17 protein-coding genes are annotated in these 21,471 nt (G+C 72.3%); 7 read left to right on the top strand and 10 right to left on the bottom strand.

The window, feature by feature from the left end; all coding sequences use genetic code 11:
- Window positions 1-73: 73 nt before the first annotated feature.
- From ACGFW5_RS18795 to ACGFW5_RS18780, 4 genes are all read right to left on the bottom strand, one after another.
- A complete protein-coding gene (locus ACGFW5_RS18795; protein WP_393835353.1) occupies window positions 74-700 on the bottom strand; it encodes a GntR family transcriptional regulator in 627 nt (208 codons plus the stop codon).
- A gap of 171 nt (window positions 701-871) precedes the next feature.
- Complete coding sequence (gene sucB / locus ACGFW5_RS18790) at window positions 872-2,698, bottom strand: 2-oxoglutarate dehydrogenase, E2 component, dihydrolipoamide succinyltransferase (protein WP_393835352.1); 1,827 nt, start codon at window positions 2,696-2,698, stop codon at window positions 872-874.
- A gap of 54 nt (window positions 2,699-2,752) precedes the next feature.
- Window positions 2,753-4,141 carry a dihydrolipoyl dehydrogenase gene (gene lpdA / locus ACGFW5_RS18785; RefSeq protein WP_358995531.1) on the bottom strand — a complete coding sequence of 463 codons (1,389 nt, stop codon included), beginning with the start codon at window positions 4,139-4,141 and terminating at the stop codon, window positions 2,753-2,755.
- A gap of 332 nt (window positions 4,142-4,473) precedes the next feature.
- Window positions 4,474-5,994 (bottom strand): leucyl aminopeptidase, encoded by a 1,521-nt coding sequence (locus ACGFW5_RS18780; RefSeq protein ID WP_393835351.1) that lies wholly within the window; start codon window positions 5,992-5,994, stop codon window positions 4,474-4,476.
- A gap of 309 nt (window positions 5,995-6,303) precedes the next feature.
- Between ACGFW5_RS18780 and ACGFW5_RS18775 the strand changes: the two genes are divergently transcribed.
- Genes ACGFW5_RS18775 through ACGFW5_RS18755 form a run of 5 tightly spaced genes read left to right on the top strand, consistent with a single transcriptional unit; the run spans window position 6,304 to window position 12,866 of the window.
- Window positions 6,304-8,349 carry a hypothetical protein gene (locus ACGFW5_RS18775; RefSeq protein ID WP_393835350.1) on the top strand — a complete coding sequence of 682 codons (2,046 nt, stop codon included), beginning with the start codon at window positions 6,304-6,306 and terminating at the stop codon, window positions 8,347-8,349.
- 46 nt (window positions 8,350-8,395) lie between these two features.
- On the top strand, window positions 8,396-9,946 hold the full coding sequence (gene pelF / locus ACGFW5_RS18770) for a GT4 family glycosyltransferase PelF (protein ID WP_393835349.1): 1,551 nt from the start codon (window positions 8,396-8,398) through the stop codon (window positions 9,944-9,946).
- Entirely contained in the window at window positions 9,943-11,379 is a 1,437-nt protein-coding gene (locus ACGFW5_RS18765) for a hypothetical protein (RefSeq protein WP_393835348.1), read from the top strand. Before pelF ends, ACGFW5_RS18765 begins: the two co-directional genes overlap by 4 nt.
- Window positions 11,380-11,424: 45 nt before the next feature.
- Window positions 11,425-12,042 carry a spherulation-specific family 4 protein gene (locus ACGFW5_RS18760; RefSeq protein WP_393835347.1) on the top strand — a complete coding sequence of 206 codons (618 nt, stop codon included), beginning with the start codon at window positions 11,425-11,427 and terminating at the stop codon, window positions 12,040-12,042.
- Window positions 12,039-12,866 (top strand): endo alpha-1,4 polygalactosaminidase, encoded by an 828-nt coding sequence (locus tag ACGFW5_RS18755; RefSeq protein ID WP_393835346.1) that lies wholly within the window; start codon window positions 12,039-12,041, stop codon window positions 12,864-12,866. Before ACGFW5_RS18760 ends, ACGFW5_RS18755 begins: the two co-directional genes overlap by 4 nt.
- A gap of 12 nt (window positions 12,867-12,878) precedes the next feature.
- Here the strand turns inward: ACGFW5_RS18755 and ACGFW5_RS18750 are convergent, their stop codons facing one another.
- Window positions 12,879-13,673, bottom strand: a complete 795-nt coding sequence (locus tag ACGFW5_RS18750; protein WP_393835423.1) for an adenosylcobinamide-GDP ribazoletransferase — start codon at window positions 13,671-13,673, stop codon at window positions 12,879-12,881.
- Between the two features lie 69 nt (window positions 13,674-13,742).
- On the opposite strand from ACGFW5_RS18750, the gene ACGFW5_RS18745 reads away from it, so the two are divergent.
- Entirely contained in the window at window positions 13,743-14,498 is a 756-nt protein-coding gene (locus ACGFW5_RS18745; protein ID WP_393835345.1) for a hypothetical protein, read from the top strand.
- Here the strand turns inward: ACGFW5_RS18745 and ACGFW5_RS18740 are convergent.
- From ACGFW5_RS18740 to ACGFW5_RS18725, 4 genes are all read right to left on the bottom strand, one after another.
- On the bottom strand, window positions 14,447-15,175 hold the full coding sequence (locus tag ACGFW5_RS18740; protein WP_393835344.1) for a hypothetical protein: 729 nt from the start codon (window positions 15,173-15,175) through the stop codon (window positions 14,447-14,449). The two genes, ACGFW5_RS18745 and ACGFW5_RS18740, sit on opposite strands and share 52 nt — an antisense overlap.
- Window positions 15,172-16,941: a phosphatidylglycerol lysyltransferase domain-containing protein gene (locus tag ACGFW5_RS18735; RefSeq protein WP_393835343.1), complete on the bottom strand. Its 1,770-nt coding sequence runs from the start codon at window positions 16,939-16,941 to the stop codon at window positions 15,172-15,174. The genes ACGFW5_RS18740 and ACGFW5_RS18735 overlap by 4 nt, the downstream gene beginning before the upstream one ends.
- 81 nt (window positions 16,942-17,022) lie before the next feature.
- Complete coding sequence (gene cobT, locus ACGFW5_RS18730) at window positions 17,023-18,108, bottom strand: nicotinate-nucleotide--dimethylbenzimidazole phosphoribosyltransferase (RefSeq protein WP_393835342.1); 1,086 nt, start codon at window positions 18,106-18,108, stop codon at window positions 17,023-17,025.
- A 30-nt stretch (window positions 18,109-18,138) separates the two neighbouring features.
- Window positions 18,139-19,335, bottom strand: coding sequence for a bifunctional adenosylcobinamide kinase/adenosylcobinamide-phosphate guanylyltransferase (locus ACGFW5_RS18725; protein ID WP_393835341.1), 1,197 nt, complete (start codon window positions 19,333-19,335; stop codon window positions 18,139-18,141).
- Window positions 19,336-19,414: 79 nt separating this feature from the next.
- Here ACGFW5_RS18725 and ACGFW5_RS18720 point away from each other — a divergent pair, with 79 nt between their 5' ends.
- Window positions 19,415-19,624 carry a hypothetical protein gene (locus tag ACGFW5_RS18720; protein WP_393835340.1) on the top strand — a complete coding sequence of 70 codons (210 nt, stop codon included), beginning with the start codon at window positions 19,415-19,417 and terminating at the stop codon, window positions 19,622-19,624.
- 678 nt (window positions 19,625-20,302) lie between these two features.
- Here the strand turns inward: ACGFW5_RS18720 and ACGFW5_RS18715 are convergent.
- Window positions 20,303-21,406: a S1C family serine protease gene (locus ACGFW5_RS18715; RefSeq protein ID WP_393835339.1), complete on the bottom strand. Its 1,104-nt coding sequence runs from the start codon at window positions 21,404-21,406 to the stop codon at window positions 20,303-20,305.
- Between the last annotated feature and the right edge of the window lie 65 nt (window positions 21,407-21,471).

Genomic DNA, 21,471 nt, shown 5'->3' with positions numbered 1-21,471 from the left:
CGGCACAGGGTGCCGCTGATCCGGGCACCCGGTGCCTTGTTTTGGAAGGGGCAGACGCCCGGCCCCGAGTCCGTCAGGCGCTGCGCGGCGCGCACCCGAGGACATGCGCCTTCACCAGCGGGCCGATGGCCGGATCCCGCCGCCGAAAGGCCGCGACCAGGTCCTCGTGCTCCTCCGCGTACGACTTCTGCACGGTGCCGAGCCAGCGGATCGAGAGCGCCGTGAACACCTCGATGCCCAGGCCCTCCCACGTGTGCAGCAGCACGCTGTTGTCGGCGGCCCGCACCAGCTCCCGGTGGAAGCCGACGGTGTGCCGCACCTGCGCGGTGCCGTCGGCCGCCCGGTCCGCCTCGTACAGGGCCGCCACGTGCGGCTCAAGGGCCGAGCAGTCCTCAGCAAGACGCTCGGCCGCGAGCTCGGCCGCGATCTGTTCGAGACCGGCCCGCACCGGATAGCTCTCCTCCAGGTCGGCGGCGCTCAGACTCCGTACCCGTACGCCCTTGTTGGGGGCCGACTCGATCAGGCGCAGGCTCTCCAGCTCCCGCAGGGCCTCGCGCACGGGCGTCTGGCTGACCTGGAGCTCCACCGCGATGCGCCGCTCCACGATCCGCTCACCCGGCTTCCAGCGCCCGCTCACGATCCCCTCCACGATGTGCTCGCGGATCTGCTCGCGCAGCGAGTGGACGACGGGCACGGTCATGGGGGGCTCCTTAGGGTCTGCCCGGCGGATCGTGTCTGGACGCGGGGCCCTGGCAGGCGAGCGGTGACCTGCCAAACAATACGGCCGCGTCCCCGTCCGGAAGTGCCCGGACGGGGACGCGGCCGCTGGTGAGACGAGTCTTACAGCCGTCCCACGGTGCCTTGGAGAGCCTTACAGGCCGAGCTCGACCTCGAACTCGCCGGCCTCCAGGATCGCCTTGACGGTCGTCAGGTAGCGGGCGGCGTCGGCGCCGTCCACCAGACGGTGGTCGTAGGAGAGGGCCAGGTACGTCATGTCACGGACACCGATGACGGTGCCCTCGGCGGTCTCGATGACCGCCGGACGCTTGACCGTGGCACCGATGCCCAGGATGGCGACCTGGTTCGGCGGCACGATGACGGTGTCGAACAGCGCGCCGCGCGAACCGGTGTTGCTGATGGTGAAGGTCGCGCCGGACAGCTCGTCCGGAGTGATCTTGTTGCCGCGGACCTTGCCGGCCAGCTCGGCCGTGGCCTTGGAGATGCCGGCCAGGTTGAGGTCGCCCGCACCCTTGATGACCGGGGTCATCAGGCCCTTCTCGGAGTCCACGGCGATGCCGATGTTCTCCGAGTCGAAGTACGTGATGGTGCCCTCGTCCTCGTTGATCCGGGCGTTGACGACCGGGTGGGCCTTCAGCGCCTGGGCCGCCGCCTTCACGAAGAACGGCATCGGGGACAGCTTGACGCCCTCACGGGCGGCGAAGGCGTCCTTCGCCGCGTTGCGCAGCTTCATCAGCTTCGTGATGTCGACCTCGACGACCGTGGTCAGCTGGGCCTGCGAGTGCAGCGCCTTCATCATGTTGTCGCCGATGACCTTGCGCATGCGGGTCATCTTGACCGTCTGACCGCGCAGCGGGGACGCCTCGACGGACGGGGCGGCCTTCTTCGCGGCAGGGGCGGCGGCCGGAGCGGGAGCCTTGGCGGCCTCCGCGGCGGCGATGACGTCCTGCTTGCGGATGCGGCCGCCGACGCCGGTGCCCTTGACCGCGCCCAGGTCCACACCGGACTCGGAGGCGAGCTTGCGGACCAGCGGCGTGACGTACGCGCCGTCGTCACCGGAGGTGGCGGCGGGGGCGGGCGCGGCCGGAGCCTGAGCGGCCGGAGCCGGAGCGGGCGCCGGAGCAGCGGCCGGAGCCTGGGCCTGGGGCGCCGGAGCCTGAGTGGCCGGAGCGGCGGCGGGGGCCGGAGCGGCGGCGGGCGCCTGAGCGGCCGGAGCCGCAGCCGGGGCCGGGGGCTGAGCGGGCGCCGGGGCAGCGGCCGGAGCCGGAGCCGGGGCGGCCGCAGGGGCCGGGGCGGCCGGAGCCTGGGCGGCGGCGGGAGCCGCGCCCGGGGCGCCGATGACGGCGAGCTTGGCGCCGACCTCGGCGGTCTCGTCCTCGCCGACCACGATCTCCAGCAGGACACCGGCGACGGGCGCCGGGATCTCGGTGTCGACCTTGTCGGTGGAGACCTCGAGCAGCGGCTCGTCCTCGGCCACCTCCTCGCCGACCTCCTTGAGCCAGCGGGTGACGGTGCCCTCGGTCACGCTCTCGCCGAGCGCGGGAAGGACGACGTCGGTGCCCTCGGCGGAGCCGCCGCCGGTGGCGGCCTCGGCCGTCGGGGCCGGGGCGGGGGTCTCGGTCTCGGTGGACGGCGCGGCCTGCGGAGCGGGAGCCTCCTGAGCGGGGGCCTCCTGCGCCGGAGCCTGCTGCGCCGGGGCGGCCTCGGCCGCCGGGGCGCCCGAGCCGTCGTCGATGATGGCGAGCTCGGCGCCGACCTCGACGGTCTCGTCCTCGGCCACCTTGATGGAGGCCAGGATGCCGGAGGCGGGGGCGGGGATCTCGGTGTCGACCTTGTCGGTCGAGACTTCGAGCAGCGGCTCGTCGGCCTCGACGCGCTCGCCCTCGGCCTTCAGCCAACGGGTGACGGTGCCCTCGGTGACGCTCTCGCCGAGCGCCGGAAGGGTTACGGAAACCGACATGGTTTCGGTTGCTCCTTACGAATTGCGGGAAGTGGTCGTCGCGCCCGGGGGCTGTCAGTCGTGGGAGTGCAGCGGCTTGCCGGCCAGGGCCAGGTGGGCCTCGCCCAGCGCCTCGTTCTGCGTCGGGTGCGCGTGGATGAGCTGCGCGACCTCGGCCGGCAGCGCCTCCCAGTTGTAGATCAGCTGGGCTTCGCCGACCTGCTCGCCCATACGGTCACCGACCATGTGGACGCCGACCACGGCGCCGTCCTTGACCTGGACGAGCTTGATCTCGCCCGCGGTCTTGAGGATCTTGCTCTTGCCGTTGCCCGCGAGGTTGTACTTCAGAGCGACGACCTTGTCCGCACCGTAGATCTCCTTGGCCTTGGCCTCGGTGATGCCCACGGAGGCGACCTCGGGGTGGCAGTACGTCACCCGGGGCACGCCGTCGTAGTCGATCGGGACGGTCTTGAGACCGGCCAGACGCTCCGCCACCAGGATGCCCTCGGCGAAGCCGACGTGCGCGAGCTGGAGCGTCGGGACCAGGTCGCCGACGGCGGAAATGGTGGGCACGTTGGTGCGCATGTACTCGTCGACCAGGACGTAGCCGCGGTCCATCGCGACGCCCTGCTCCTCGTAGCCGAGGCCCTGGGAGACCGGGCCGCGGCCGATGGCGACGAGCAGGACCTCGGCCTCGAACTCCTTGCCGTCCGCCAGCGTGACCTTCACACCGTTGGCGGTGTACTCGGCCTTCTGGAAGAAGGTGCCCAGGTTGAACTTGATGCCGCGCTTGCGGAACGCGCGCTCCAGGATCTTGGAGCTGTTCTCGTCCTCGACCGGCACGAGGTGCTTCAGGCCCTCGATGACGGTGACGTCGGTGCCGAAGGACTTCCACGCCGAGGCGAACTCGACGCCGATGACGCCGCCGCCCAGGATGATCGCGGACTGCGGGACGCGGTCCAGGGTCAGCGCGTGGTCCGAGGAGATGATCCGGTTGCCGTCGATCTCAAGACCCGGCAGCGACTTCGGCACGGAGCCGGTCGCCAGCAGGATGTGACGGCCCTGGACACGCCGGCCGCCCACGTCCACCGAGGTCGGGGAGGACAGGCGCCCCTCGCCCTCGATGTAGGTCACCTTGCGGGAGGCGACCAGGCCCTGAAGGCCCTTGTACAGGCCCGAGATGACCTCGTCCTTGTACGCGTGGACCGCGTTGATGTCGATGCCCTCGAAGGTGGCCTTGACGCCGAACTGGCCGGCCTCGCGCGCCTGGTCGGCGATCTCGCCGGCGTGCAGCAGGGCCTTCGTGGGGATGCAGCCGTTGTGCAGGCAGGTGCCGCCGAGCTTGTTCTTCTCGATCAGTGCGACGTCCAGGCCCAGCTGCGCTCCGCGCAGGGCCGCGGCGTAGCCGCCACTGCCACCGCCGAGGATCACTAGGTCGAAAACGGTGCTGGCGTCGTTCGCCACGTCACGTCCTCCATGCATGTGCGCCGTGCGCGGTCGTCGACGACCGGCGGCGGCTGGTATTCGGCCGCTTGTCTTCGGCCCTGTGGTGGGGGCCCTGTCCTGCCGAGAACCCATCTTCGCACTTGTTGACGGAAGGCGGGACGCGGGGCCGGGGTCTGAGACCGCCGATCGTCGGACGCGGCGGTCTCAGGAGGTGGCTCCACCGCCCCGCCGCGGCCACGGATTTCATCAACAGCGAAATCCGGCCGAAGCGAGACGGTACGGAGCGTGAACACGGGCGGCCCCGGCGCATATGCCCGGAGCCGCCCTGTGTGTCGGCTGTGCGCGGCCTGTCAGCCGAGCTCGCCCGCGGCGGTGCGCTCCGCCAGACGCACCAGGGTGCGCACCGAGGAGCCGGTGCCGCCCTTGGGGGTGTAGCCGTGCGGGGCGCCTTCGTTGTAGGCGGGGCCCGCGATGTCGAGGTGGGCCCAGGTGATGCCCTCGCCGACGAACTCCTTCAGGAAGAGACCGGCCACCAGGCCGCCGCCCATCCGCACGCCCATGTTGGCGAGGTCGGCGGTGGGGGAGTCCATGGTCTTGCGCAGGTTCGCCGGGAGCGGCATCGGCCAGGACTGCTCGCCGGCCTCCTCCGCGGTCTCGTGGATCGCGGTGCGGAAGGCGTCATCGTTGGCCATGACGCCGAAGGTGTGGTCGCCGAGCGCCAGCACCATCGCGCCGGTCAGCGTCGCCACGTCCACGATCGCGTCCGGCTTCTCCTCGGAGGCCTTCCACAGCGCGTCGGCCAGGACGAGCCGGCCCTCCGCGTCGGTGTTCAGGACCTCGACGGTCTTGCCGCTGTACATGCGAAGGACGTCACCGGGGCGGGTGGCGGAGCCCGACGGCATGTTCTCGGCCAGCGCGAGCCAGCCGGTGACGTTGGCCTCGACACCCAGACGGGCGGCCGTGACGACGGCGGCGAACACGGCGGCGGCGCCGGCCATGTCGCACTTCATCGTCTCGTTGTGGCCGGCCGGCTTGAGCGAGATGCCGCCCGAGTCGTAGGTGATGCCCTTGCCGACGAAGGCCAGGTGCTTGGCGTTCTTGGCGTGCGTGTACGAGATCTTCACCAGGCGCGGCGGGTTCTCGGAGCCGACGCCGACGCCGAGGATGCCGCCGAAGCCGCCCTTCTCCAGCGCCTTCTCGTCGAGCACCTGCACCTTGAGGCCGTGCTCCTTGCCCGCGGCGGAGACGACCGCGGCGAAGGCCTCGGGAGTCAGGTCGTTCGGCGGGGTGTTGACGAGGTCGCGGGCGCGGTTGATCTCCTCGCTCAGCGCGAGGGAGCGCTCGACGGCGGCCTTGTGGGCCTTGTCGCGCGGCTTGGCGCCGAGCAGCGTCACCTCGGCGAGCGGGCCCTTGGCGTCGGCGCCGCGATCCTGGTATGCGGTGAAGGCGTAGGCGCCGAGCAGGGCGCCCTCGCCGATCGCCTCGATGTCCTCGGCGGCCTCGATGGGCAGCGCGAACGCGGCCTTCTTGATGCCGTGCAGGGCGCGGGCGGCGTTGCCCGCGGCGGTGCGCAGCACCTCGGAGGCGTACGCCTCGTCCGCCGCGGGGACGGCGCCGAGGCCGACCGCGAGGACGAAGGGCGCCTTGAGGCCGGAAGGCGAAGCGGCCTTGGTCACCTCACCCTCGGCACCACTGGCGCCAAGGGTCTCCAGGACAGCGGCGAGCTTCCCGTCGAACGCCTTGTCCACGGCCTCGGCGCCCGGCGCGACGACCAGCCCACCCTTGGGGCCTGCGGCCTTGGCGACGCCGACGACGAGGGCGTCGGCGCGCAGCGTCGCCGCACCGGCAGTGCTGAGAGTCAGAGCAGTCACGGTGGTGAGATCTCTCTTCCTTGAGAATCCTGTGGAGTGTTCGACCGTCGTGTGGGCCGGCCGAGGCCCGGTCCATCGTATTTGGGGCGGGTCGACCACCAGCCACGAGCCTACGCGCGGTGACGGCGTTCGATAGCGGTGGCCTTAATTCACTCATCCGTGGTGTCTCTTTCACGTTTGGCCCACACACTCCGTGAGAGCTCCGTCACACTCACCTCGATCGGGCACAGGGGGCCACGTGCCCCTTTGCATCATCACCACAGGTCCTCCGCGCAACACCGTGCGCGGAGGCTCTATGAGGGGGGACACATGAAGGCGAAGGCCTTGAACACGGGCAGAACCAGGCTGGCGCTCACCGCGCTGATGGCTGCCGGACTTCTCACCACGGCCATCCCGGCCGCCGACGCGGCCGGCACGATAGCGCCGCGCATCGACCTGAAAGTGCTGGTCCTCGACGACGGCGGAAGCGCGGTCGGGGCCCTCGTGGCCGAGCTGAAGAACACCGGAGTGCCGTACCAGACGGTCGCGTTGGGGGCGGCGGGGCGGCCGACGATCAACGCGGCCTTCCTCAGTGACGCGGTGAGCGGGCGCCCGCGGGCCAAGTTCCAGGGCGTGGTCGCGCCCAACGAGATCCCGTTCGGCTCCGCCGACTCGGCCGAGCAGACCGCTCTCGCCACGTACGAGAAGACCTTCGGGATCCGCCAGGTCGACGCCTACACCTGGGCGCACCCCGAGGTCGGGCTCGACTACACCGACCAGCCCGGCGGCTTCTCCGGGCCCCTGGACGGCGTCACGACGCAGGTCAGCGCGGCCGGCAAGGCGGGGCCCTTCGGCTACCTCGACGGGCCGCTCACCTTCGAGGACAACGACCCGGCCGTCCCCGAGAGCTACGGCTACGCCGCCCACCCCAGGGACGGCTTCACCAGCTATCTCGACGCGCCGTCCGGCGGCTCCATGCTCGGCCAGTACGCCCACGACGGCCGCAACGAGCTGGTCGTCACCTTCGCGTACAACCAGTACCAGGAGCAGTTCCAGGCGCTGTCCAAGGGCATGGTGGAGTGGCTGACCCAGGGCATCCACCTCGGCCAGAGCCGCAACTACTTCTCGGTGCACGTGGATGACGTGTTCGCCCCCGACTCCCGCTGGGACAGCGTCAACAACTGCACCCCGGGCGACCTCGACTGCCCCGAGGGCGGCGCGAACAACCCGGACATCCGCATGACGGCCGCCGACGCGCAGTACGCGGCGCAGTGGGAGGCCACCAGCGGCTTCACGCTCGACATGGTGTTCAACGGCGGCGCGGGCGAGGAGTGGAAGTCCGAGAACGGCGGCACCGACGCGATGGCCGCCCAGCTCATCGCCGACAAGGCCAAGTTCCGCTGGGTGAACCACACCTACACCCACGAGTTCCTTGGCTGTGTGCAGGACACCACCGTCGTGCCGTGGGTGTGCAAGAAGAACACCGACGGCTCCACCCAGTGGATGAGCCGTGCGGACATCTCGGCACAGATCGCGCAGAACTACACCTGGGCGACGCAGAAGGGCCTGCCGGTCGACAAGAGCGAGCTCGTCACCGGTGAGCACTCCGGCATGAAGGTCCTGCCGCAGCAGCCCGACGACAACCCCAACCTCGCGGGCGCCTTCGCCGACAACGGGATCAAGTGGGCCGGCAGCGACGCCTCGCGCGAGCCGGACCAGCGCGCGGTGGGGGCCGCGCTCACCGTGCCCAGGCACCCGATGAACGTGTACTACAACGTCGGCAAGGCCGCCGAGATGACCGACGAGTACAACTGGCTCTACACCTCCAAGGCCAGCGGCGGAAGCGGCATCTGCGAGGACAACCCGGCCTCCACCTGCATGACGGCGCCGCTCGACACCGCCACCGGCTACCAGTCGTACATCGTGCCCCGCGAGGCCAAGACCGCGCTGTCGCACGTCCTGTGGAACGACCCGCGGCCGACGTACGTCCACCAGTCCAACCTGGCCGAGGAGCGCATCCTCTACCCCGTCCTCGACAAGATCCTCGGCGACTACAAGGCGCTGTACGCCGACAACGCGCCCGTCGTGAACCTGCGCGAAAAGGACGCGGGAACCGAATTCTCCCGCCGGGCGTCCTGGGACAAGGCACTGGCCGCCGGCACGGTGACCGCCTACCGGATCGGGGACGCCGTCACCGTGCAGGCGCCCAAGGGCGTGGTGGCACCCATCACGGCGCCCGAGGGCACCCGCAAGCAACTGTTCATCGGCACCACCGCGTTCGGCACCGCCTACGCGGGACTGCGCTCCGACTGGTCATCGCCCGAGCTGCTTCAGACGTCGATCACGCTGAAGCTGCCGGCCGTACCGACCGTCTGATCGCTCGTCAGCACATCAGCACGACAGCTTGTCCGGGGGGACAACCATGCCGAGCAGTGGCCGTCATGTCACCATGCTCACGGAAGGTACGTATCCACACATTCACGGGGGTGTGAGCACCTGGTGCGACCAGCTCGTACGCGGCATGCCGGAGGTCGACTTCAATGTCGTCGCCCTCACCGGCAGTGGCCGTGAGCCGGTCGCCTGGGAGCTCCCGGCCAACGTCTACCGGCACACGGCCTTCCCCCTGTGGGGGCCGCAGCCCGGCAGGCGCCGGCCGCTCCTCGGCAAGGAAGGGCGCCGGTTCACCGACACCTGGGAGCGCTTCCTGCTCGCCCTGCTCGACCCGGAGTCCGGGTGCGACTTCGCCTCGGCCCTGTACGGCCTCGCGGAGCTCGCCCGGGCCGGGCGGCTCTCGGCGGCGCTGCGCTCCGAGGCGGCCCTGAAGTCGCTGATGTGGATCTGGACGATGCCGCACCTGGCCCTGTCCAGAGCGAAACCCACCGTGTATGACGCCCTGACCGCGACCGACCTCCTGGAACACGCACTGCGCCCGCTGTCCGCCCGCGTTCCGGCGGACAGCGTGGCGCACGCGGTCAGCAGCGGCCTCGCCACGCTGCCCGCGCTCGCCGCGCAGTACTTCGACGGAGTGCCGTTCCTGCTGACCGAGCACGGCATCTATCTGCGCGAGCGCTACCTCGGCCACCGCACCGGCGAGCAGAGCTGGCCGGTCAAGGCGGTACTCCTGAGCTTCTACCGCGAGCTCAACACCCTGGGCTACCGCAAGGCCGACCTCATCACCCCGTGCAACCAGTACAACCGCCGCTGGGAGGAGCGCGGGGGCGCCCCCTCCGAGCGGATCCGCACCGTCTACAACGGGGTCGACCCCGACCTCTTCCCGCACGCCGGACCCGACCCCGACGTGCCCACCCTGAGCTGGTGCGGCCGCATCGACCCCATCAAGGACCTGGAGACCCTGATCCGCTCGTACGCCGTCGTACGGGCCGAACTCCCCGGCACCCGGCTGCGGTTGTACGGGGCCGTGCCGGCCGGCGGCGGGGACTATCTCACCCGGCTGGAGAAGCTGGCCGCCGAACTGGGCGTCAGTGACGGCATCTCCTACGAGGGCCGGGTCAGCGACACGGCGAGCGCGTACGCCTCGGGCAGCGTGGTGATGCTCTCCAGCATCAGCGAGGGCTTCCCGTTCTCGCTGATCGAGGCCATGTCCTGCGGGCGCGCCACCGTGTCCACCGACGTCGGCGGCGTACGCGAGGCGGCGGGGGACGCGGGGATCGTCGTGCCGCCGCGGGAACCCGCCGTCATGGCCGAAGCCGCCATCGGGCTGCTCCGCGACCACGCCCGGCGGACCGAACTGGGCGCCGCCGCCCGGCAGCGCGTGATCGACGAGTTCACCCTGCACCGCTCGGTGGAGTGCTTTCGCCGGATCTACCGGGAACTGGCCGGACTGCCCGAACCGGAACCCGCACGCGCCCCGTTCGGGCCCGAGGACGACTGGACCCTGCGGCTCGTCGACCCCTGGTACCGGGAACTGGCCGACGGGGTCGCGGCCGCCACCCTCGGCGGGGCGCCGCGGTGAGCCGGTCCCCGTGGCCCGGCGGGGACGAAGGGCAGGACACCCTGCCCTTCATCCCGCGCCAGCGGCCACCCGCGCCGGCCGCCGACGACCCGGTCGCCCAGCTCGCCCACCGTCTGGAGGATTCGATAGCCACCGCCGTCCACCCGGACGAGATAGCCGCGCTCATCGAGGCCGACGGCATGAGCGACGACCGGATCAGCACCGACTACGGGCACCCCGACTCCTTCTCGCTGGCCGAGGAGCTGTACGGCCGGGTCGGGCGCCGCTGTCCCGCGGCGCCGGCCCCGCCCGCCCAGCCCTGGCACACCCACCTCGGCTCCTGTCTCCTGCGGGGCCTCGTCTTCGCCCTGCCCGGACTCGCCTACGTCCTGGGCGGGCCCCTCCTGGCCGGCCCGCCGGCCGCACTCGGACTGCCCGCCGGAACCCTGGCGCTGCTCGCCGGGACCGTCACCGGCTGGGTGTGGAACCAGTCGCTCTCGCACCGCGCCCACTCCTGGCTCAGCCTCGCCGACCGCCCGGCCGCGGTGCGGGCCCTGCGCCTGGGCGCCCCGCTCGGCGCCGCCCTGAGCGCGCTGGCCGCGCTCGCCGCGGCCGGGCCCGGCGATCTGCCCGCCGCCGCGTTCGCCGCCGGCCAGTGCTGCTATCTGGCGGCGGCCACCGCCCTGCTGGTGCTCGGCCGTGAACGCGCCCTGCTCTGCGCCCTGTTGCCACTGACCCTGGGAGCCGTGCCGGGCCTGCCGCCCGCCGTCGGACCGGCCCTGCTGCTGATCTCGCTGATCTCGGCGGTGACCCTCGCCGTGCGCACGCTGCGCGCCGAGCCGGCCGGGCCGGGTCCGGGCGGAGCCGTCCAGCCCCCGCTCACGGCCTCCGTCCCGTACGGCCTCTTCGGGCTCGGCGCGGGGGTGCTCGTCCTGTACGCCGCCCTCGGTGACATCTTCCGGCACGGCTCGGCGGGTGCGGTGGCCGGTCCGTCCGCGGTCGCCCTCACCCTCAGCATGGGCCCCGCCGAATGGCTCCTGCACCGCTTCCGCGCCCAGAGCCTGGCCGGGCTGCGCAGCACGTCGGGCGCGCGCGGGTTCCGCGGCTCGGTGACCGGCACCGTGACCCTGTGCCTCGGCGCCTACCTGCTGGTCCTTGCCGCACTCGCCGAGACGGGCACCCGGCTGTGGCCGCACGCACCGACGCTGACCCTCGGGCGCCTGGCCGCGCTGCTCCTGATCGGCGCGGTGCTGTGGACCGGGCTGCTGCTCCAGTCGTTCGGAGCGGCGGTCGGCGCGGCCGTGGTGTGCTGCGCGGCGGCCGTCGCGCAGACCCTGACGCTGGTGCTCGCGGCGCCGCCGTCGACCGCTCTCGTGGTGTCGGGGGCCGCGGCCGCGTTGCTGGCCGCGCTCGCCTGTGTCCTCCTGGGGAGGGCGACCGCGCACCGTCCCTGACCCGGCCGCCCCCCGAGCCCACCGAGCGCCCCTGCGAGGAAGCACATGAGCAAACTCCTTGTGCCCTACTACGAGCACCCGGCCGAGCGCCCCGAAGCCTGGGACGCGCTGATCGCCGCCGCGCCCTCGCTGTACGGGGTCGTCCTCAACCCGGCCGACGGCCCGGGGAGTTCGCCCGACCCCGCCTTCGCGGCGGTGGCCGGGCGGCTGCGCTCGGCGGGCGTACGGGTGCTCGGCTATGTGGACACCGCCTACGGGCGGCGGCCGCCGCAGGACGTGGTGCGCGAGGCGGTGCGCCACCACGACTGGTACGGCGTGCACGGGCTGTTCCTCGACCAGGCGGCCACCAGCGCCGTACAACTGCCGTACTACGCGGACCTGCGGACCGCGCTCGCCGCGACCCACGACACCTACGTCACGCTCGTCCTGAACCACGGCGCCGTCCCGCACCCCGGCTACGCCCGGATCGCCGACCTCCTGGTCACCTTCGAGGGGCCCTGGTCGGCGTACCGGCCGGCCGGTCCTGCCGGACCCGACATCTGCCACCTGGTGTACGAGGCGCCACCGGACGCGGTCGCCCAGGCACCGGTCCACTGCCTCGTCCCGGGCCGACTCCCGCATCCCTGGGGCACGTTGCCGCACCGCTTGGCGCCCGCCCGGTGAAACGCCCGCTCCTGTCGCTCCTGCTCCCGCTGCTCCTGCTCGCGGCGTGCACCGGCTCACCGGACCGCCCCGAGGAACCCGACGAAAGGGACGGCGGGGACACCGCGCCCCCCGGCCCCTCCCGCCCCCACTGGCAGCCGAAGCCCGGCCTGACCTGGCAGTGGCAGCTCAAGGGCACGCTCGATCCGACCGTCGACGCCCAGGTGTACGACATCGACGCCGTCGACCAGGACGCAGCGGCCGTCGCCGACCTGCACCGCAGGGGCCGCAAGGTCATCTGCTACGTCTCGACGGGCGCCTGGGAGGACTGGCGGCCCGACGCGAAGCGGTTCCCCAAGGACGTGCTCGGCAAGGGCAACGGCTGGAGCGGCGAGCGCTGGCTCGACATCCGCCGCACCGACGTCCTTGAACCCCTCGTCGCCCAGCGCCTCGACGGGTGCGTGAAGAAGGGCTTCGACGCGGTCGAGCCCGACAACATGGACGGCTACGCCAACGACACCGGCTTTCCCCTCACGGCCGCCGACCAGATCGCGTACAACGAACTCGTCGCCCGCCTCGCCCACGACCGGGGCCTCGCGGTGGGCCTGAAGAACGACCTCGACCAGATCCCGCGACTGCTGGCCCACTTCGACTTCGCGGTCGACGAGCAATGCGCCCAGTACCACGAGTGCGACAGGCTCACGCCGTTCGTGAAGGCGGGCAAGGCCGTCTTCCACGCCGAGTACGAGCTGACCCCGGACCGCTTCTGCGCCCAGTCCAAGCGGCTCGGCCTCAGCTCCATGCAGAAGAAGTACGACCTGATGGCGTGGCGCCGGGCCTGCTGAGGGGCGCGGGGGTCAGCCGAGGGCCAGCGCGAGCAGCGTCACCGTCGCCGAGGCCTCGGCGACGGCACCGAACACATCGCCCGTCACCCCGCCGAACCTGCGCACACAGCGGTGCAACAGCGCCTGCGCCACGGCGAGTCCGGCCGCGACGGCCAGCGCCCAGTGCAGCGCGGGCCACGGCCCGAACACCCACCCCGCGCCCGCGCAGGCCGCCGTCACCAGGGCGGCCACCGCGAGCGCCCGGCGGATGGGCACCGTGCCCGCCACCACCGCGCCGAGGCCGTCGGGGCGGGCCGCCGGGACCCCGCGCCGCGAGGCCAACGTCAGGGAGGTGCGGGCGGTCAGCGCCGAGACGACGACGGCGGCGGTGCCCCGGGCCCAGCCGTCCTGCTCGAACAGGTGGGCCAGCGCGGCGACCTGGGCCAGCAGGCAGAACAGCAGCGTGACGACGCCGAAGGGGCCGATGTCGCTCCGCTTCATGATGCGCAGCGCGTCATCGGCGGGCTTCGCGCTGCCGAGCCCGTCGGCGACATCGGCGAGGCCGTCCAGATGCAGACCCCGGGTGAGCACCGCGGGCACCGCCGTGGCCACCACCGCCGCGAGCGACGCGCCCGACCCCAGCGCCCAGCACCCCGCGCCCGCGGCCGCCGCGCACAGGCCGACGGCGAGCCCGGCCAGCGGGGCGAGCGTCATGCCGGCGCGGGCGGCGGCGCGGTCCCACCGGGTGATGCGGGCGGGGAAGACGGTGAGGGTGCCGAAGGCGAAACGTGCGCCGTGCAGGGCCTTGCTTGCGTTCACCCGGCGCAGGCTATCTTGCGCGCTCCGCCCGCCCACGGCGGTAAATTGCGCATATCGGCGCAAACAGGAGCGGGTGGGATGGGTCACTGGTTCTACCGGAACATCACCGAGCCGGGCAAGCTCCCCACGCTGCTCGCGCTGACCGCGTTCGTCCTGACGTTCCTCGTCACGCGCTCCATCACCCGGCTGATCCGGGCGGGACGCGGCCCGTTCGGGAACATCAAGCCGGGCGGCCTCCACATCCACCATGTGGTGCCCGGGGTCATCCTCACCATCGTCGGCGGCTTCGGGGCGGTCGGCAGCGGCCGGCACGGGGTCGCCCCGGCCGTCTTCGCCGTGCTCTTCGGGATGGGCGCGGGTCTCGTCCTCGACGAGTTCGCGCTGATCCTGCACCTGGACGACGTGTACTGGAGCGAGAACGGGCGCAAGAGCGTCGAGATCGTGGTCCTGACCGCCGCCCTCATGGCGCTGGTGCTCGCCGGGTTCTCACCGCTCGGCGTCAACGACGTGAGCCCCCAGGAACAGCAGGACCGCGGGTCGTTCATCGCCACCCTCGTGGTCAATTTCTGTTTCGTCCTTATCGCCCTGTTCAAGGGCAAGGTGCGGCTCGCGGTGCTCGGCGCCTTCGTGCCCTTCGTGGCACTCTTCGGCGCGGTCCGGCTCGCCCGCCCCGGCTCCCCGTGGGCCCGGCGGTTCTACCGCGGGCGCCCGCGCGCGCGGGCCAGGTCCGTGCTGCGGGCCTACCACCACGACCGGCGCTGGTCGGCGCCGCGCCGACGGCTTCAGGACTGGATCGGCGGCGCGCCCGACAAGCTCCCGGTCCGCCGCCCCTGATCGCGGCGGCGGCGCCGGTTCTGCCGTGTCCAGGTGATCCAGCAGATCGCGGCGACGGCGATGAGCGCGGCGACGTGCTCCTTGCCCGCCAGGTTGTTCTTGAGCACCACCTCGACGATCATCGAGGCCACCACGACCGCGGCCGTCCAGTACGCCCGGTAGCGCCAGCACACGTACACGGCGAGGGCGACGACGGCAGCCGAAGGCCCCGTGTCGACCATGTCGGCCGCCGACGCGGGGAGGCCGAAGACGCTGTCCGGGCCGATGTGGATGCCGACCCGTGCGTACAGGGTGCCGGCCAGGGTCGCGGCGTACGCGATGAGCAGCATCCGGCCGCGCCCGATGCAGATCTCCGCGATGCCGAACACGAGGAGCACCTGGAGGAGCGCGCCCCACACCGGCAGGTCCAGGGCCGGCACGAAGAGCGAGAAGGGGGTGCGCAGGAGCGACAGCCACAGCGGGTACTCGGCCTTCACCGAACCGATGATCTGGATCGGCCGGAAACCCCAGGACTGGTTCTGGATGATCTGGAAGACCGAGGTGAGGGCGACCGCCGAGAGGGTGAGCCGGACCGCACGCAGGCGCCGGGTGCGCAGCGCGTACGTCACGGTCGCGACCAGGGGCCCCCATTCGCGCTGTGCGAACCGGCGCACCCCTCTTCGTGCCGCACCGCTCATCTCTGCGACTCCAGGTGTCTGCGGTGCAGCCACTTGGGCAGGCCGGGGGCTTCGAGGAACCCCTCGGCGCGCGCGGACGCGATGGCGATGCGCGGCAGGTCCGCACTCTTCTCGAACAAGGTGAACCGTGGCTCCCAGATCGGCCGGTACTTGGCGTTGGACCGGTACAGCGACTCGATCTGCCACCAGCGGGAGAAGAAGCTGAGGAGCGAGCGCCACAGCCTCAGCACGGGTCCCGCCCCGAGCTTCGAGCCGCGCTCGAAGACGGAACGGAACATCGCGAAGTTCAGTGAGACCTGCGTGATCTGGATCTCCTTGGCGCGCTGGAGGAGTTCGATCACCATGAACTCGATCAGGCCGTTCTCGGAGTCGCGGTCACGGCGCATCAGATCGAGCGAGAGTCCGTGGGGGCCCCAGGGCACGAAGCTGAGCAGCGCCCTCAACTCGCCCTCGCCGTCGAAGCATTCGAGCATCATGCACTGGCCGTCGGCGGGGTCGCCGAGCCGGCCGAGCGCCATGGAGAAGCCGCGTTCGGTGGCGCCGTCGCGCCAGTCGTCGGCCTTGCGCAGGAGTTCGTCCATCTCCTCGGCGGGGATGTCCGCGTGGCGCCGGATCCGCACGTCGTAGCCGGCCCGCTTCACCCGGTTGTAGGCCTGGCGCACGGTCCGCATGGCGCGGCCCTCCAGGGTGAAATCGGCGATCTCCACGATCGCCTCGTCGCCCATCTCCAGGGCGTCGAGACCGTGCCGGGCGTAGATCTGTCCGGCTTCCTCGCCGGCGCCGGTGACGGCCGGGATCCAGCCGTGCTCGCGGGCCTCGGCCAGCCACGGCTCGATCGCGCCGGGCCAGGCCTCGGGGTCGCCGATGGGGTCGCCGGAGGCCAGCGAGACGCTGTTGATGACCCGGTAGGTGACGGCGGCCTTGCCGGTCGGCGACCAGATGACGGCCTTCTCGCGGCGCAGCGCGAAGTAGCCCAGCGAGTCGCGCTCGCCCTGCTTGTCGAGCAGCGTCCGCAGCTTCTCCTCGTCCTCGACGGTGAGCGGGTCCACCGCCCTGCGGTTGCGGAAGGCGGCGAAGATGACCGCGATGAGGAGCAGGGTGGCGAGGACGTTGATGGTGACGTTGACCCAGCCCGGGGTGGTGACGCCCTGGGTGTGGCGGTCGTCGGGGACCAGGAACACGAGCCGCATCAGGCCGTAGCGCCAGCGTTGCAGGAACGTCGACTGGTCGGTGCCGTCATAGGTGTTGGTCGCGCTGACCAGGACAGCCGCGATCAGCGAGGTGACGAGCAGCCCGCCGACGGCGGTCACCACGGCCGCCAGCGGGTTGGAGCGGTCGCCCTTGGCGTAGAACTCGCGGCGGCCCGCCACGAGCGCCACGACGAAGGCCGTGGTGAGCCCGAGCGAGATCCAGTTCTGCGCGTAGCGGTGGAAGCCGGGCAGGGCCATGACATAGGCGAAGAGCAGCAGGAAGAGCCCGCCGAGCACCATGTTCAGGATCCAGGCGGCCCGTTTGCGGCGGCGCATCGTGACGGCGAGGAAGAGCGTCACGACGCCGGACGTGAAGCCGGCTTCGAGCAGGTACGGCGTGAAGTAGTCGTCCGTGTTGTGACGCCGAAGCCCCTGGCCGAGGGTGACCCACACGGCACTGAGGAAATTGATGAACGTCACGATGCGCAGGTACCAGACGGCGAACGCCGCGCCGTACCGCGACCCGGGGGTGCTCCGGTCCGTTCCTTCGGTGGTACTCAAGCGGACTTCTCCCATGAAACGCGATGATATGGGGGCAAAGCGTTCCACGGTGACCACGGGCGGAGCCGGGGGGAACCCCCCGATTCTGCCCGTGGCTCACTCGTCGCCGCTCTCCCGTGTGGTCTCCGTGCGCCGGTCGGTGCGCTCGGGCAGTTCCGCGGCCAGTGCGGCCGCGGCGGTCACGAGGGGAAGAGCGAGCAGTGCCCCGGTTCCTTCGCCCACTGTGACGCCATGGTCGAGCAGAGGGTTGAGCGCCATCCGGTCGAGCGCCTTGGCCTGGCCCGGCTCGCCGCTCGACTGACCCGCCAGCCACCACTCCGGAGCCCGGAACGCCGCACGCTGGGCCACCAGCGCACAGGCCGACGCGACGACCCCGTCCAGGATCACCGGCAGCCTGCGCACCGCGCACTGCAACAGGAAACCGGTCAGGGCGGCGAGGTCAGCGCCGCCCACCGCGGCCAGCAGTTCGAGCTGGTCGCCGAGGACCGGCCGCGCCCGGCGCAGCGCGTCGCGGATCGCGGCGCACTTGCGCATCCAGGCCAGGTCGTCGATCCCCGCGCCGCCGCGGCCGGTCACCACCGAGGCGTCCGTGCCGCACAGCGCCGCGATCAGGACCGCGGCGGGGGTGGTGCCGCCCACGCTGAGGTCGCCGAGCACCACGAGGTCCGTGCCGGAGTCGGCCTCCTCGTCGGCGATCCGCACGCCGAGCCGTACGGCCGCCTCCGCCTCCGCGACGGTGAGCGCGTCCTCGACGTCGATGCGGCCACTGCCGCGCCGCACCCGGTGGCGTACGACGTCCTCGGGCAGCAGCGCCGGGTCGCAGTCCAGGCCCGCGTCGACGACACGGACCGGGACGCCCTGGCTGCGGGCCAGTACCGCGACCGGGCTCGCCCCGTCCAGGACGGACCGTACGACGGTGTGCGCCGATGCGGCGGGACGGGCCGAGACACCGAGCGAGGCCACGCCGTGGTCGCCCGCGAAGAGGACCACGCGGGGCCGCTCGACGGCCCGGACCGGGCACGCGCCCTGCGCCGCCGAGAGCCAGGTGGCCAGCTCGTCGAGCCGGCCGAGTGCGCCCGGTGGCACGCTCTGCCGCTCCCGGCGTTCCTCGGCGTCACGCCGCACACCGTTGTCGGGGCGTTCGATCAGATCGGAGAAGTCGTCCAGGTTCAGCCTGCTCATCTGCCGAACAGTACCGCCAGCGGGCGCACTTCAGCCGCGCAGCGTGAGCGCCTGGCCCGCGACGACGAGCAGCACCTGCTCGCACTCGGCCGCGAACACCGCGTTCAGGCGCCCCAGTTCGTCGCGGAAGCGCCGCCCCGACGGCGTCGCGGGCACCACGCCGGAGCCCACCTCGTTGCTCACCGCCACCACCGTCCGCGCGGTGCCGCGCACGGCCGCGACGAGCTCGGCGGTACGTTCCTTCAGGGCCCGCTCGCCGCCCGCCGCCCACTTCTCGTCGTCCCACGCGCCGACCCGGTCCATCGCGTCGGTCAGCCACAGCGCCAGACAGTCGATCAGGAGCGGTGGCCCGGGCTCGGCCAGGAGCGGCGCGAGCTCGCAGGTCTCCTCCGTGCGCCAGGTCGCGGGCCGGCGCTCGCGGTGCAGTCCGACCCGCGCCGCCCACTCCGAGTCGCCCTCGCGGGAGCCGCCCGTCGCGACGTACACGACCCCGGGGAAGGCCGCCAGGCGCCGTTCCGCCTCCACCGACTTGCCGGAGCGCGCGCCGCCGAGCACGAGGGTGCGCCGGGGCAGGTCGGGCACCGCGTGGTACTCGCCGACGACCAGCGTCGTGCCGTCCGGCACCGCACGCGCGCCGAGCGCGGCGAGCCGGCGCTCCAACTCCCGCCCTGGCGGCACCTCGTGGCCGATGTGCACCGCGATCACGTCCGTCGCGGGACCGATGCCGCCGGCCGCCCGAAGCCGCGCCAGCGCGTCGGGCCGCCCGCAGACGTCCGCCACCACCATGTCGTACGGCCGCATCGCCGACGCCCCGGCGGGCGCCCCGCCCGGCGGCAGGTACAGCAGCCGTTCGCCGTCGGGCGAGGTCACCTCGTACCCGGTGCCCGGCGAGTCGAGCGGCACGGCCAGCACCCGGTGGCCGCTGATCAGCGTCAGCGTGCGGCCGTCGGGCACCCGGCCCGCGGCGGGCAGGGCAGCGGGCAGCTCGACCGCGGGGCCGTCGTGCGGATGGGTGAGCAGCACCTGGCGCACGCCGGTGAGCGAGTGCCCGGCGCGCGCGGCGGCGAGCGCCGCGCCCGGGGTGAGGTCGAGCAGCAGCGCGCCGTCGACGAGCAGGGCGGTCGCGGCGCGCGCGTCGCCGCCGCGGGCGACGGCGCACGCGGCGCAGGGACAGTCGGGGCGCGGCAGGCCGGCGGGGGCCCCGGTGCCGAGGAGAGTCAGTTCCACAGCCATGATCCTGCCGCGTCACCGGCCCTCTTGCGCGCCCGGTTACGCTGCGGGCAGCAACGCGACCCAGGAGGCGGACATGGCGTGGACGTGGCGTTTCGAGAAGTCGGACGGTACGGAGGTCGAGCCGGCGGTGACGCCGGAGGAGTTCACGACCCAGGGCGATGCGGAGTCCTGGATCGGTGAGGTGTGGAAGGACCTGCTCGAAGGCGGGGCCGACCAGGTCTTCCTCTTCGAGGACGGCACGAAGATCTACGGCCCGATGAGCCTGCACGCCGAGCAGGTCTGACGGCCGCGGGGCCCGGGTGCGGGGCCGCCCTGAAGGGGCTGGGGGCTCGTGATGCCCCCGGCCCCACCCGAAGGCGGGGTTGCCCGGGGCTCCGCCCCAGACCCCGTGCGCGCGTCCTCAATCGCCGGAGGGGTGGGTATGTCCACGCTGCCCGGCACGGGTACCGCCAGGGGCGCGGGGAACTGCGCGAGGGGCGGTCACGGTCCGCACCCGCAGGCGGGGTTGCCCGGGGCTCCGCCCCGGACCCCGGAACGCGCCTGAACGGCGCTCGTCCTCAATCGCCGGACGGGCTAGGTAGGTCGCCCTGCCCGGCACGGAGTAGCTGGGGGCGCGGGGAACTGCGCGAGACGCGGTCACGGTCCGCACCCGAAGGCGGGGTTGCCCGGGGCTCCGCCCCGGACCCCGTTCGGGCGTCCTCAATCGCCGGAGGGGCTGGGTATGTCCATGCCGCCCGGCACGAGTACCGCCAGGGGCGCGGGGAACTGCGCGAGGGGCGGTCACGGTCCGCACCCGTAGGCGGGGTTGCCTGGGGCTCCGCCCCAGACCCCGGAACGCGCCTGAACGGCGCTCGTCCTCAATCGCCGGACGGGCTAGGTATGTCGCCCTGCCCGGCACGAGCACCGCTGGGGGCGCGGGGAACTGCGCGAGACGCGGGCACCCCGCACCCGCCGCGGCCCCTCAGATCTCGCCCAGCGTGACCTCCGCCGTCTTCTTCGCGCCGTCGCGCGTGTACGTCACTTGGACCTTCTGGCCGGGCTTGTCCGCGGCCAGCGCCTCCGTGAGCGCGGTGATCGACAGGATGTCGGTGGCGCCGAGCCCGGTGATGATGTCGCCCACCTTCAGACCCGCCTTCGCCGCCGCGCCGTTCGCCGCAGTCCGCACGACCGCGACGCCGGCCGGCTGGTAGCCGGAATCGACCACGGTGCGTCCCGTGATGCCGAGCGCGGCCCGGCCGGAGTCGGTGACCTTGCCGTTCTTGATGATCTGGCCGGCGACCGTCTTCACCATCGACACCGGGATCGCGAAGCCGATGCCCGGGGCGGCGCTGCCGCCCATGTCCGGGTCGGTCGCGGCGAGCGTCGGGATGCCGATGACCTCGTCGTCGAGGTTCACCAGGGCGCCGCCGCTGTTGCCGGGGTTGATCGCGGCCGATGTCTGGACCATGTTGGCGATGGTCGCGCCGGTCCCGCCGCCGTCCCTGCCTTCCGACACGGTGCGGCCCGTTGCGGACACGATGCCCTGGGTGACGCTGGAGGAGAGCCCGAGCGGCGAGCCCATCGCAAGGACGATCTGGCCCATCTCGACCTTCGAGGAGTCCCCGAACCTGGCCGGTTTCAGGCCGCCCGGCACCGAGTCCAGCTTGATCACGGCGAGGTCCTGCTCGGGATAGGCGGCGACCAGCTTGGCGGTGATCGCCGAACTGCTTCCGGAGGCCGTCACCTTGAAGGTCCGCTCGTTGCCCACGACATGGGCGTTGGTGACGATGTGGCCCTGACCGTCGTAGACGATGCCCGAGCCGAGACTGTTGGACGCGTCGATCTGCACGACCGAGGGCAGCACGTCCTTGATGACCCGCTGGTAGTCGCTCTGGAGGCTGTCGGTCCCGCCGGAACCGTTGCGCTGGGCGGCCGACATGCTCGCGGACGGACGCGGCGACGCCTTCGGCGCCCCGGAGCCGGTGTCCGAACAGCCGCCGGCAAGAAGGGCGGTGGCGGCGACGACGGCGGCGGTCAACGGCAGCGCCGAACGGCGCACCCGGCCGGGGCGAAGAGATGCATCCATGGCAGGAGTATCCCTTTGGTCCGATATGACGGCCTGTCGGTGGGCCCGATCAGGTACCGGGGCGT

Source organism: Streptomyces sp. NPDC048416, from assembly GCF_043200435.1.
Lineage (GTDB): Bacteria > Actinomycetota > Actinomycetes > Streptomycetales > Streptomycetaceae > Streptomyces.
The sequence above is the reverse complement of the archived record's forward strand: the minus strand, read 5'-3'. Positions and strand labels throughout refer to the sequence as shown.

Bases quoted from the DNA above. Each gene is read 5' to 3' on its own strand.
- pelF (WP_393835349.1), top strand. From the start codon at position 8,396: ATGCCGAGCAGTGGCCGTCATGTCACCATGCTCACGGAAGGTACGTAT.
- ACGFW5_RS18775 (WP_393835350.1), top strand. From the start codon at position 6,304: ATGAAGGCGAAGGCCTTGAACACGGGCAGAACCAGGCTGGCGCTCACC.
- ACGFW5_RS18715 (WP_393835339.1), bottom strand. From the start codon at position 21,406: ATGGATGCATCTCTTCGCCCCGGCCGGGTGCGCCGTTCGGCGCTGCCG.
- ACGFW5_RS18745 (WP_393835345.1), top strand. From the start codon at position 13,743: ATGGGTCACTGGTTCTACCGGAACATCACCGAGCCGGGCAAGCTCCCC.
- ACGFW5_RS18720 (WP_393835340.1), top strand. From the start codon at position 19,415: ATGGCGTGGACGTGGCGTTTCGAGAAGTCGGACGGTACGGAGGTCGAG.
- ACGFW5_RS18795 (WP_393835353.1), bottom strand. From the start codon at position 700: ATGACCGTGCCCGTCGTCCACTCGCTGCGCGAGCAGATCCGCGAGCAC.
- ACGFW5_RS18740 (WP_393835344.1), bottom strand. From the start codon at position 15,175: ATGAGCGGTGCGGCACGAAGAGGGGTGCGCCGGTTCGCACAGCGCGAA.
- ACGFW5_RS18735 (WP_393835343.1), bottom strand. From the start codon at position 16,941: ATGGGAGAAGTCCGCTTGAGTACCACCGAAGGAACGGACCGGAGCACC.
- ACGFW5_RS18760 (WP_393835347.1), top strand. From the start codon at position 11,425: ATGAGCAAACTCCTTGTGCCCTACTACGAGCACCCGGCCGAGCGCCCC.
- cobT (WP_393835342.1), bottom strand. From the start codon at position 18,108: ATGAGCAGGCTGAACCTGGACGACTTCTCCGATCTGATCGAACGCCCC.
- sucB (WP_393835352.1), bottom strand. From the start codon at position 2,698: ATGTCGGTTTCCGTAACCCTTCCGGCGCTCGGCGAGAGCGTCACCGAG.